This window comes from Actinomycetota bacterium (genome assembly GCA_040905475.1).
Lineage (GTDB): Bacteria > Actinomycetota > AC-67 > AC-67 > AC-67 > DATFGK01.
Map to the genome: position 1 here is coordinate 1 of JBBDRM010000148.1, position 10,829 is coordinate 10,829.

Below are 10,829 nucleotides of genomic sequence, written 5' to 3' on the forward strand. Positions count from 1 at the left end.
TGATCACCAAGAACGGCGAGGTGAAGGTCACCGACTTCGGGATCGCGCGCGCGGCTTCGTCCGAGACGGTGACCCAGACCGCGACCGTGCTCGGCACAGCACAGTACTTCTCGCCGGAGCAGGCCCAGGCCGGCCCGGTGGATGCTCGATCCGACATCTACTCGCTCGGCATCGTGCTGTACGAGATGCTCACGCGACAGGTTCCGTTCACCGGCTCGTCGCCGGTCGCGATCGCCTACAAGCACGTGAAGGAAGACCCGATCCAGCCGTCGCGTCTGAACGCGGACATCCCGCCGGCGCTCGAGGCGATCGTCATGAAGGCGCTCGCCAAGAACCCCGACAACCGGTACCAGAACGCGCAGGAGATGCGGCAGGATCTGGGCCGCGCCGCCGCCGGCAAACCGGTGCAGGCCACACCGTTGATGGCGCCCGTCGAGCAAACCTCGATCCACACGCCTGCGGTGTCGGATCAGACCACGATCATCCGCCGCACCGGCGGGCCGCCGCCCGCTGACGTCCAGCGACGGCGCCGGCTCGGCTGGATCTTGATGACGCTGATCATGTTGGCGATCGCGGGGGTGGTTGCGTGGGCGATCATCGCCTCTCTGCCGGAGTCGAAACCGGCGTTCGCGGTACCCAACGTCGTGAACGAAACCGAAGTCGAGGCTCGTCGCATACTGACAGCGGCCAACCTTAAGGTGAACATCGAAGACAGGCGACCCGACCCTGAGGTTCCCGTAGGCAGTGTCATCACTCAGGATCCGGCTCCCCCGGCCACCGTAAAGGAGGGGGACACGGTCAGCCTGATCGTTTCCGAGGGCGTAGGGAGAACAACCGTTCCCGACCTGATCGGGCTCACCAGAGATCAAGCGATCGCCAAGATCGAAGAGGTCGGACTGGTGGTCGGCCGCATCACCGAAGCTCCGAGCACTCCGGAGCAGAAGGGCAAGGTCATCGCGCAGGGCATCCCGAAGGACACCGGTGTCGATCGAGGGACACCGATCAACATCCGGATCGGCACAGGCCCTGAGACCGCGATCGTCCCCAACGTCGAAGGAAAGTCGCAGGCAGAAGCGACCGCCGAACTGAAGGCCGCGGGCTTCGAGGTCAACGTCGTCATTTCCAGCGAAGGCCTCTGCGCCTTCACGCCGGGTGAGGTCTGCGATCAGAACCCGGAGGGTAACACCACGCTCGAGAAGAGGAAGACCGTCACGATCACGGTCGGGGAGGAGCCGTTCCCGACCGAGGAGCCGACCCCGACCGAGAGTCCTTAGCGCGTCCCGGCGGGCTGCACGCAGCGCTCGAGGAAGTTCCGCAAGATGTCCATCCCCTCCGCGGTCAGCACGCTCTCGGGATGGAACTGCACCCCCTCGATAGGCAGGGTCCGGTGCCGCACCGCCATCACCAGCTCGTCGCCGGTCTCGGCGATCACCTTCAGCTCGTGCGGGAGCGAGGTCCGCTCGATCACGAGCGAGTGATAGCGCGTCGCCTCGAACGGGATCGGCAACCCGTCGAGGACGCCCTCGCCGCGGTGGTAGATCTGTGAGGTCTTGCCGTGCACAAGTTGCGGCGCCCGCACGATCCGCGCGCCGAACACGTATCCGATGCATTGATGACCCAGACAAACACCGAGTAGCGGCGTGGACGGCCCGAGCTCACGGATCACGTCGTTCGAGATCCCGACGTCGGACGGTCGTTCCGGCGTTCCGGGGCCGGGCGATATCACGATCCCGTCGGGCGCGAACTCACGGACCTGATCGAGCGTCCACGCATCGTTCCGTACGACGGTCGGCGCCGCGCCGAGCTCGGCGAGCTCCTGGACGAGGTTGTAGGTGAAGGAATCGTAGTTGTCGACGACGAGCACGCGGGCGGCCATCGACCGGAACGGTACACCACAGCCCTTGAGAGCCGCCGTGCTTTCCGAACGTGCTAGGGGAGGATCGCCGCGCGAGGTTCGCTCGTCGCCGTCCGCGGGATCGTCCGCCGGTTCTGCACGACTCGGTACTGCATGACGTCGAGCACGACGACGTTGGAGCGCTCGGGACGAGGCATCGTCTCGAGCCTCCAGCTTTCGATGTACTCGAGATACTCATCGAGCAGACGCTGCGCGACATCCTTCTCACGACGTTTCATGGGGAAGCTCCCTAGCACCCGGCTTTCTGTGAACCCCCTTGCTACGCCCGAAGAGAGGGAAAATCGATAGGTCGCAAGTACCAATTTGCCGGTTTTCTGTTCCGGGACGTGGCGGCGCTGCCGCGAAGCGTGCGCTTCACCGCTCAGCGCACAACGCTGCGCTCATTGCGCGTTCGCCGCCGCCAGCTACGATCAGGGCAGCGAGCCGGCTTACTTCGCGGCCTCCGCACGCTGCTTCTCTTCCTCTACCAACGCGCGACGCAAGACCTTGCCGACCATCGTCTTGGGCAGATCGTCGCGGAACTCGAAGGCCTTCGGAACCTTGTACGCCGTGAGGCGCTCGCGACAGAACGCCTCCATCTCATCTTCGGTCGCGGTCTCGCCCTTCTTCAGCACGATGTAGGCCTTCACCATCTCGCCGGACTTGGAGCTTCGGAGCCCGACGACCGCGGCCTCGAGGATCTTCGGGTGCTGATACAGGACCTCTTCGACGTCTCGCGGATAGACGTTGAAGCCGCCGACGATGATCATGTCCTTCTTGCGGTCGACGATCTTGAAGTACCCCTCGTCGTCGACCTCCGCGATGTCGCCCGTGTAGAGCCAGCCATCGCGCAACACGTCGTGCGTCTCCTCAGGACGGTTCCAGTACCCCTGCATGACCTGGGGCCCCTTGATGACGAGCTCGCCCGGACCGGGAGGGGAGATGTCCTTCGAAGGATCATCGACGTCGACGAGCTTGCAGTCCGTGTCGGGCAGCGGCAGGCCGATGGTGCCGATCTTCCGCTTGCCGTACACCGGGTTCGCGTGCGACGACGGCGACGTCTCCGACAGCCCGTACCCCTCGACGAGCTTCCCGCCGGTGACCTGCTCCCATTGCTGCTGCACCTCGACCGGAAGCGGCGCCGCGCCGGAGATGCACGCGCGGATCGAGTCGAGCTTGTAGTTCTTGAGGTCGGGGTGGGCGAGGAGGTTCACGTACAGCGTCGGTACGCCGGGGAACAACGTCGGACGCGTCCGGTCGATCTCCTTGAGCAGCGCTCCGATGTCACGCGGGTTCGCGACGAGCACGAGCATCCCCGCGCCGAGCACGCCGACGTTCATGCAGACCGTCTGCCCGTAGGAATGGAACAGCGGCAGCGCGCAGATGACGACTTCCTTCCCAGGCTGGATGTCGGAGAGCCAGAGCCGGTTCTGCCACGCGTTCGTCACGAGGTTGTGGTGCGTCAGCATGACGCCTTTCGAGACGCCCGTCGTCCCGCCCGTGTACTGCAGGAGCGCGAGATCCTTCTTCGCGTCGATCGGCGCTTGCTGCACCGGCCCCCGCGCGTTCTTCATGATGTCCTTCCAGAACTTCACCGGCTCCGTCTTGCCGACCGGCGCGAGCACGGCCTTGCCCTTGCTCGTCTTCGGACCGAGCATCGCCTTGATGCCCTTCATGCCGTCGAAGACGTTCGTGACGACCACCTCGCGCAGCTTCGGCAGCTCCGGACGGATCGTCTTCACCTTCGCGTAGAACTGGTCGAGGGTGATCAACACCTCGACGCCGGCGTCCTCGAGCTGGTGCTGAAGCTCCCGTTCGGTGTACAGCGGGTTGTTCTCGACGACGATCCCGCCGAGGCGATGCGTCGCGTAGTACGCGATGACGTTCTGTGGGAGGTTCGGAAGGATGATCCCGACCGCCGTGCCCTTCGCGACACCGAGCCCTTTGAGCGCAGCGGCGAACGTATCTACCAGCTGCTTCAGCTCCGCGTACGTCCATCGGTTGCCCATGAAGTCGAGCGCCGGGGCGTTGGGGAACTGCCGCGCGGAATCGTCGAGGAAGCGCGTGAGCGGCACCTCCGGGTACTCATGCGTCGCCGGAACGCCCGGCGGATAGTTCGCGGTCCAGAAACGGCTCTCCCACGAGGGCCCCATAGCCGACTCTCCTTTCGCGCGCTTCGACGCCCGCGGCTTCGCGGCGGGCTTTCCGGCCCGCGACGTGGTCGCCTTCTTGGCCGTCTTTCCGGTCGCTGCTTTCGCCATGATGGAACGGTCACCTACCTCAGATAGGGGGTCAGATCGGAGCGGACGTAATCGTACCCACGGACCTCTGCCCAGTGCCGGGACAGCGCGGCCCGCCCGTTTCCGGCGGCGAGCCCCTCGATGAACGTGCTCGGATCTCGAGCGCCGGGCACCTCGGTCAGGCAGCGCCCGACCGCGCGGGTGTCGTGTGCGTCGCTGCCGCCGTAGCCGGGCAGCCCGAGGGTCGCTGCGATCTCCTCGGCGAGGCGCACGCCGTCGGTTTGATGCAGCCGCTCGCCGTTGAGAACTTCGACGCCGTGCAGGTGCTCGGCGCCGCGCGAGGGATCGGGCGGGATCAAGGCGCCGCCCAGCCGCCATCCAGCGGGGTGCGCCCACACGAGCGCGCAGGGACCGACCCGCGAGTCGGGCAGCGGCAGCGGGCATCGCGGCGGAAGCCCCGCAAGCCAATCCAGGTCGGTCGCGAACACCAGCACATGGCCGAGGTCACACGAAACCTCGCGGCCGGGGATCAACGTCACGCCGCACGCCGCAAGCTCCTCCCGTGCGCCGGCCAGATCGGCAACGCCGTGATCGGTCAGGGCGATCGCCTCGAGCCCGAGCGTCTGCGCCTCGCGGGCGAGCTCACTCATCTCCATCCGGGCATCACCGGACCCGGGACGGGCGTGGGCGTGGAGATCGGCGAACATCAGGCGGTCATTGTTGCCGAGCGGCGTCAACGCCTCAAAACGCCTGCCGGTTGCCCTGTTTCGAGCCCGGGAAGTAGCCTGGCCTCCCCATCGAACGCGCTCCACTCGAGCGGAGGTCGCCATGGAAGATTGGGTCGCCGCCATCAAGGAGTACGCGGGTTCCGCGCTCCGCCCGACCGAAGGCCGTGTCCGGCTCGAGGGTCTCAACGAGGAAGTCGAAGTCTTCACCGATCGCTGGGGCGTTCCCCACATCTACGCGAAGACGACCGACGACGTGTACTTCGCCCAGGGATATCTGCACGCAGCAGAGCGGCTCTGGCAGATGGACTTCACGCGCCGCGCGGCGCAGGGCCGGCTCGCGGAGGTCGTCGGTGCAGCCGGCCTGCCGCTCGACCGCTTCTTCCGCACGCTCGGCTTCTGGCGGCTCGCCAAGAAGCTCGCGAAGGACTACGACGACGAATCGCGAGCGCTCGCGGTCCCGTACCACGCGGGGTTCATCGCGGCGTTGCGCACGATGCCCAGACCGGCCGAGTATCAGCTCCTCAACGCCGAGCCCGCGTTCCCCGACGTCTTGGAAGACTCGCTGGTCGACGTCGCGTCGATCGCGTTGATGATGTCGTTCCAGCTGTCGGCGAACTGGCCGTTCGAGCTGTTGCGTGCGGAGCTGGCCGCGCACCTCGGTGTCGAGCGGGCTCGCGAGCTGACCCCGTTCATCAACGCTGAGGGCCCCATCGTCGCGATGACTTCGGCCGAGTTCCCCACGGTCGCGCAGCAGTTCCGCGACACCGCCTACGCAGCCGGCGTGCGGCCCGGGGTCGGAAGCAACAACTGGGTGGCATCGGGCGCCAAGACCACCACCGGGAAGCCCCTGCTCGCCAACGACCCGCATCTGATGGTGCAGATGCCGGCGATCTGGATGGAGATGCACCTGGTCGCGCCCGATCTCGACGTCGCCGGCGTGTCGCTGCCCGGGCTCGCCGGGATCGCGATCGGCCACAACGACCGGGTGGCGTGGGGATTCACCAACACCCAGGCCGACGTCACCGATCTCTACGTCGAACGGCTTTCGGAGGATCGCAAGAGATACGAATACAAGGGCAAGTGGCTCCCCCTGAAGCGCATCCGCGAGAAGATCACCGTCCTCGGCGAGCCCAAGCCCATCCTGCACGAGGTGCTCGAGACGCGGCACGGGCCACTGATCTCCTCGACGATCGCCGGCGGGACGTCGCCGGAGGTAGTGGAGAACCGCATCTCTGAAGCCGTCGCGTTCCGCTGGATCCAGCGCGAGCTTCCGCTTTCCGCCAAGGCCACCTCCATGCTGAACCACGTCTCCAACTGGGAAGAGTTCCGCGAGGCCGCCCGCGCCTGGCCGATCGCCGGACAGAACATGATCTACGCCGACGTCGACGGAAACATCGGCTACCAGTTCACCGGCTCGGTCCCGATCCGCGCGAAGGGAACCGGCGTCGTGCCGGTGCCCGGCTGGACGGGCGGATACGAGTGGAAGGGAACGGTCCCCTTCGACGACCTCCCGCGCGTGTTCAATCCGGAGCAAGGCTTCATCGCGACGGCGAACCATCGGATGGTCGACGCCGACTATCCCTACCTGCTCACCCACGATTGGGAGATGCCCCACCGGATCCGTCGCATAGTCGCGATGCTGACGGCCAAGGAGCGACTGGACCACGACGATTTCAGGGCGATGCACATGGACACGTTCTCGGGGATCGCGGCCGACCTCGTTCCGCTGCTCCTCCAGGCCGATATCGCCGGCGAGCGCGAGACCGAAGCGATCAAGCACGTCGAGACCTGGGATCTCCGGCTCGACACGGATGCGATCGGCGGCTCGATCTTCAATGCGTGGTTCGCGCGGGTGGCGGAGGCGTTGTTCGCCGAGAAGCTCGGGCCGCAGCTGTTCGAGGAGTACTACCCGCGCAAAGCCTGGACGACGAACCACGCGTACGACGCGACCCGCGAGATCCTCGTCAACCCCCAGGCGTTCTGGGTCGGCGGCGACGGGACGGACAACGGCGGGCAACGCGATCGCCTGCTCGGTGAGGCGCTGACCAAGGCGCTCGACGATCTCGAAGCGCGGCTCGGGGCCGACATGAACGATTGGCGGTGGGGGCGGCTCCACCAGGTGCACTTCCGGCACATCCTCGCGAACGCGATCCCGCCCTTGAACGAGCTGTTCTCGGCCGGGCCGTTCGAGGTGGGAGGCGGGGACGACACCGTGAACCGCGGCGTGTTGCATCCCTCGGAGGGTTTCGCCGACGGCGCGATCGCCTCGTACCGGCAGATCATCGATCTCGCAGACTTCGACCGGTCGCTGTCGATCATCACCACCGGCAACTCTGGGAACCCGGCGAGCCCTCACTTCGCCGATCAGGCGCCGATGTGGGCGACCGGCGAATACCACCCGATGCCGTTCACCCGCGCTGCGGTCGAGGCAGCGTCCGAAGGGATGTTGGTGCTGGCGCCCGGCCTGTGAACGCTACAGAGCCGGCCGGTTGATGTAGGTGCGGTCGAGCCAGGGGAAGACCCAGAACCACAGGATCGCCGCGTAACCGAGCACGATCGCGAGCTTCATCGCGATGCGCTGTCCGCGGTTCTTGGGGAAGATCCTCATGCTCGGGGCACCTCCGATATCAGATCGAAGAATAGGATAAGACGATCGCGCGCAGTGAACTTCGGTGTGCACGTCGTCAGTACCAGTTGCATCTCCGCATTGGAGGTGGGGTTGCCGTCCAGGACCTCGGATTGTCCGGGACTCACAACGCGGCTCGTCGTCATGCGGTAGGTGTACGTCGCCTTGCCGGTTTCGACGATGACCTGATCCCCCAGACGCAGGCGGTCGACGTTGAAGAACGGGGCGCCCCACCCGGTTCGATGCCCGGCGACGCCTACCGCCCCCTTCTCGCCGAAGAGAGGCGTCGAAGGATAGTGGCCCGGCCCGTAGGCGAGCCGCTCGAGTGTGACCCCTTCGACGACGATGACGTTCACCCCGATCTTCGGGATGCGCATCCGGGCGATACCCTTGATGGCGCTCCGCGCCTTCGAGGCCTGCGGAAGGGGCAGCTCGCCGGTGAAGGGGTCGGGGAGCAGGCCGCCCTCGAGCGCCAGGCTGAAGTCGGCCTGGAGGTCGTTCTGTCGCGCCTTGGTGATGGCGCTCGTGCCGACCAGCTCGTAAAGGACGAAGAAAAGGATCGACAGACCCAGGAAGATGAATGTCGAGCCGGTCGCGCGAAGGGCTTTCACGGATGATCAGCACATGGGGGAAGTAGCGGCCACTGCCTCACGAATAGCCTCGGAGAAGGCGTAGTGTATCATCGGCGGTCGGCCCGTCCGTGACGTTCCGGGCGCCGCGCTCGTTGCCAAGCAGAGGTACCTCCGACCATCGAGATGGAGAGAACGATGCCGGTCTCTAAGTCCAAGCGAAGCCGCTACCAGGCTCCACCGAAAGCGAAGCCGAAGCCGTCGCCGCGATGGATCCCCGTCACGGTACTCGTCCTTCTTTCGCTCGGAGTGATCGACCTCATCCTTTACTACCTATCCGGCACCTCTACGACCGGGTTGTTCGGTTTCCTCAACCGGTACACGATCTGGCCGCTCATCGCCGGCTTCAGCTTCATCGCCGCGGGGTTCGGGCTCGCGACGCAGTGGCGCTAGCCGAATAGGGACCGTCGCGATACCCCTCCGGGGTATATCATGGCACCGTGGCATACAAGTACGCGGCGGAAAAGGAGCTCATCCTAAACCGGCTCAAGCGGGTCGAAGGCCAGGTGCGCGGCATCGCCCGGATGGTCGAGGAGGACACCTACTGCGTCGACGTGCTCACACAGATCTCCGCGGCCATCTCTGCCCTCGAGAAAGTCGGGCTTGTGTTGCTCGCGGACCACATCCGTGGCTGCGTCACCGACGCCGTGTCCACCGGCGACGGCGAGCAGTCGGTGAACGAGCTGGTAGGCGTCGTAGAGCGATTCCTCAAGGCGTAATTACAGCCCTGTAGTTTTTCCCCATCCTGTGGAGGAGCCTGGGGATATGCCGGTCTTCGGCTACAAGTGCACCGCGTGCGGCGAGCGCGAGGACGCGATCGTGCTGCCCGGCGAGGAGGCGCCCACCGCCTGCAAGGCTTGCGGTGGCCCCCTGAAGCGCACCTGGGGCGGGCGCGTTCACATCTCGTTGCAGGGCTGGGGCTTCTCGAAGACCGACTCCTACCTGCCGGACAACCGCCCCCGCCGCGACTTCAAGCAACTCAAGGAACGCGCGGAGCGCATCTCCGACGAGTAGGCATCACGTGCTGCCAGCCCGGCGAACTGATCGCCTACATGCGCTGAGCGCTTTACGGCTCCCGCAAGAGCTCTTCGCGACGCGTCATCGATTCGCCACAGTGGCGCGGCCCCGCTTCGCTCCCACGACGGATGACGAGAACCTCGAGCCCGCACGTCTCGCACCAATAGAGGATCCTCAGCCCCTCGGGCATCGGCTCGACCGCCTCGAGCGAGGGTTTCGCCCCGCCACCCCGCGGTCCGACGAACCCCCGCAACGTCCCCACGAGAACGCCGAAGATGACGAAGCCGAAGACGATCGCAAGAGCCGTGCGCATGCTTCAGCCGGTGCGGTCCCCGGTGCTACGCGTCAGCCGAGCCTTTCGATGATCGTAGCGTTGGACATGCCGCCGCCCTCGCACATCGTCTGGAGCCCATACCGCCCGCCGCTGCGCTCGAGCTCGTGCAGCAAGGTGGTCATCAGCCGCGCGCCGGAAGCCCCGAGCGGGTGCCCGAGGGCGATCGCGCCGCCGTTGACGTTGACCCGCTCCTCGAAGAGCTCGTCGGAGACGCCGAGCTCCTTCTTCCAGACGAGCAACACGGTGGCGAATGCCTCGTTGACCTCGAAGCGGTCGATGTCTTCGATCTTGAGCCCGCTACGAGCAAGGGCCTTCTGCGTCGAGGGGATGACGCCGGTCAGCATGAGCACCGGGTCTGCCGCGGCGACGGAGAACGTGTGGAACCGCGCGCGTGGAGTGAGGCCCAGCTCCTTCGCCTTCTCCGGAGTCGTGATCAGCAGCGCCGACGCACCGTCGGTGATCTGCGAGGAGTTGGCCGCGGTGACGACCCAGTTGATCTCGGGGAACTTCTTCCCGATGTTCTCGTCGTAGAAGGCCGGCTTCAGCGAAGCCAGCTTCTCGAGCGAGGTTTCGCGCAGTCCTTCGTCGGTGTCGAACACCTCCGCGGCGCCGTTCTCCCCGGCGACCTTGATCGGGAAGATCTCACGCTGGAAACGCCCTTCGTCGGTCGCCTTCCGAGCGAGGACCTGCGAGCGGTAGCCGAGCGCATCGGCCTGCTCGCGGGTGAAGCCCCAACGCCCGGCGATCAGCTCCGCGGAGATCCCCTGCGGAACGAGGTTGCCCTCGTAGCGTTCGAACATCCGCTGCGTGAACGGGAACCCGGGGCCGCTCAGCGACGAGCCCATCGGCACGCGCGTCATGTGCTCGATGCCGGACGCGACGACGAGATCGTACGCGCCCGACATGACACCCTGCGCGGCGAAGTGCGCGGCTTGTTGCGAGGAGCCGCACTGGCGGTCGACCGTGGTCGCCGGCACTTGATCGGGCAAGCCGGCCGAGAGCCATGCGTTGCGGCCGATGTTGATCGCCTGCTCGCCGACCTGCATGACGCAACCGGTGATGTTGTCGTCCACGAGTGACGGGTCGACGCCGGAGCGGGCGAACAGCTCGCTCAGCGTGTCGCCCAGCAGGTCGACCGGATGGTGATCTTTCAACTTGCCGTTGCGCTTCCCCAGCGGCGTGCGGACGGCCTCGACGATGACGGCTTCGCGCATGACAGACCTCCTGTCCGAGGGCCATCGGCGCTGGTCGCGCCGCTGTCGCCCTTCCGTCGAGTGCCGCCAAACGGCCGACTACCCGCGGGTAATCATCATCGTGCCATCGAGAGAAGACGGGGTCAATCGGAGGGAAAAGCGGGGGGG

At 66.1% G+C, this 10,829-nt stretch carries 13 protein-coding genes; 5 read left to right on the plus strand and 8 right to left on the minus strand.

Annotation, left to right across the window (positions count from 1 at the left end; genetic code table 11):
• On the plus strand, positions 1-1,274 hold a 1,274-nt coding region (locus tag WEB06_18435; protein ID MEX2557596.1), incomplete at its 5' end, for a PASTA domain-containing protein.
• On the opposite strand, the gene WEB06_18440 is transcribed toward WEB06_18435, so the two are convergent.
• The 4 genes from WEB06_18440 to WEB06_18455 form a co-directional block, all read right to left on the minus strand.
• Positions 1,271-1,876, minus strand: a complete 606-nt coding sequence (locus WEB06_18440; GenBank protein MEX2557597.1) for an aminodeoxychorismate/anthranilate synthase component II — start codon at positions 1,874-1,876, stop codon at positions 1,271-1,273. The two genes, WEB06_18435 and WEB06_18440, sit on opposite strands and share 4 nt — an antisense overlap.
• A 53-nt stretch (positions 1,877-1,929) precedes the next feature.
• On the minus strand, positions 1,930-2,133 hold the full coding sequence (locus WEB06_18445; protein ID MEX2557598.1) for a hypothetical protein: 204 nt from the start codon (positions 2,131-2,133) through the stop codon (positions 1,930-1,932).
• Between the two features lie 210 nt (positions 2,134-2,343).
• Positions 2,344-4,047: a long-chain fatty acid--CoA ligase gene (locus WEB06_18450; protein MEX2557599.1), complete on the minus strand. Its 1,704-nt coding sequence runs from the start codon at positions 4,045-4,047 to the stop codon at positions 2,344-2,346.
• Between the two features lie 122 nt (positions 4,048-4,169).
• A complete protein-coding gene (locus WEB06_18455) occupies positions 4,170-4,841 on the minus strand; it encodes a PHP-associated domain-containing protein (protein MEX2557600.1) in 672 nt (223 codons plus the stop codon).
• A 121-nt stretch (positions 4,842-4,962) separates the two neighbouring features.
• Here WEB06_18455 and WEB06_18460 point away from each other — a divergent pair, with 121 nt between their 5' ends.
• Complete coding sequence (locus WEB06_18460) at positions 4,963-7,332, plus strand: penicillin acylase family protein (GenBank protein ID MEX2557601.1); 2,370 nt, start codon at positions 4,963-4,965, stop codon at positions 7,330-7,332.
• A 3-nt stretch (positions 7,333-7,335) separates the two neighbouring features.
• On the opposite strand, the gene WEB06_18465 is transcribed toward WEB06_18460, so the two are convergent.
• Both WEB06_18465 and WEB06_18470 read right to left on the minus strand, forming a co-directional pair.
• On the minus strand, positions 7,336-7,470 hold the full coding sequence (locus WEB06_18465) for a hypothetical protein (protein ID MEX2557602.1): 135 nt from the start codon (positions 7,468-7,470) through the stop codon (positions 7,336-7,338).
• On the minus strand, positions 7,467-8,099 hold the full coding sequence (locus tag WEB06_18470) for a sortase (protein MEX2557603.1): 633 nt from the start codon (positions 8,097-8,099) through the stop codon (positions 7,467-7,469). Before WEB06_18470 ends, WEB06_18465 begins: the two co-directional genes overlap by 4 nt.
• Positions 8,100-8,255: 156 nt before the next feature.
• Here WEB06_18470 and WEB06_18475 point away from each other — a divergent pair, with 156 nt between their 5' ends.
• The 3 genes from WEB06_18475 to WEB06_18485 are packed head-to-tail and all read left to right on the plus strand — an operon-like array spanning position 8,256 to position 9,131.
• The gene (locus WEB06_18475) at positions 8,256-8,510 is read left to right on the plus strand and encodes a cell division protein CrgA (GenBank protein MEX2557604.1); all 255 of its coding nucleotides are present in this window, start codon (positions 8,256-8,258) and stop codon (positions 8,508-8,510) included.
• Positions 8,511-8,557: 47 nt separating this feature from the next.
• Positions 8,558-8,836 (plus strand): metal-sensitive transcriptional regulator, encoded by a 279-nt coding sequence (locus WEB06_18480; protein ID MEX2557605.1) that lies wholly within the window; start codon positions 8,558-8,560, stop codon positions 8,834-8,836.
• A 46-nt stretch (positions 8,837-8,882) separates the two neighbouring features.
• Positions 8,883-9,131 carry an FmdB family zinc ribbon protein gene (locus tag WEB06_18485; GenBank protein ID MEX2557606.1) on the plus strand — a complete coding sequence of 83 codons (249 nt, stop codon included), beginning with the start codon at positions 8,883-8,885 and terminating at the stop codon, positions 9,129-9,131.
• Between the two features lie 52 nt (positions 9,132-9,183).
• On the opposite strand, the gene WEB06_18490 is transcribed toward WEB06_18485, so the two are convergent.
• On the minus strand, positions 9,184-9,447 hold the full coding sequence (locus WEB06_18490) for a hypothetical protein (protein MEX2557607.1): 264 nt from the start codon (positions 9,445-9,447) through the stop codon (positions 9,184-9,186).
• Between the two features lie 32 nt (positions 9,448-9,479).
• Entirely contained in the window at positions 9,480-10,682 is a 1,203-nt protein-coding gene (locus WEB06_18495) for a thiolase family protein (protein ID MEX2557608.1), read from the minus strand.
• Between the last annotated feature and the right edge of the window lie 147 nt (positions 10,683-10,829).

Coding starts and splice junctions, on each gene's coding strand:
- WEB06_18440 (MEX2557597.1), bottom strand. CDS start 1,876: ATGGCCGCCCGCGTGCTCGTCGTCGACAACTACGATTCCTTCACCTAC.
- WEB06_18445 (MEX2557598.1), bottom strand. CDS start 2,133: ATGAAACGTCGTGAGAAGGATGTCGCGCAGCGTCTGCTCGATGAGTAT.
- WEB06_18450 (MEX2557599.1), bottom strand. CDS start 4,047: ATGGGGCCCTCGTGGGAGAGCCGTTTCTGGACCGCGAACTATCCGCCG.
- WEB06_18455 (MEX2557600.1), bottom strand. CDS start 4,841: ATGTTCGCCGATCTCCACGCCCACGCCCGTCCCGGGTCCGGTGATGCC.
- WEB06_18460 (MEX2557601.1), top strand. CDS start 4,963: ATGGAAGATTGGGTCGCCGCCATCAAGGAGTACGCGGGTTCCGCGCTC.
- WEB06_18465 (MEX2557602.1), bottom strand. CDS start 7,470: ATGAGGATCTTCCCCAAGAACCGCGGACAGCGCATCGCGATGAAGCTC.
- WEB06_18475 (MEX2557604.1), top strand. CDS start 8,256: ATGCCGGTCTCTAAGTCCAAGCGAAGCCGCTACCAGGCTCCACCGAAA.
- WEB06_18485 (MEX2557606.1), top strand. CDS start 8,883: ATGCCGGTCTTCGGCTACAAGTGCACCGCGTGCGGCGAGCGCGAGGAC.
- WEB06_18490 (MEX2557607.1), bottom strand. CDS start 9,447: ATGCGCACGGCTCTTGCGATCGTCTTCGGCTTCGTCATCTTCGGCGTT.
- WEB06_18495 (MEX2557608.1), bottom strand. CDS start 10,682: ATGCGCGAAGCCGTCATCGTCGAGGCCGTCCGCACGCCGCTGGGGAAG.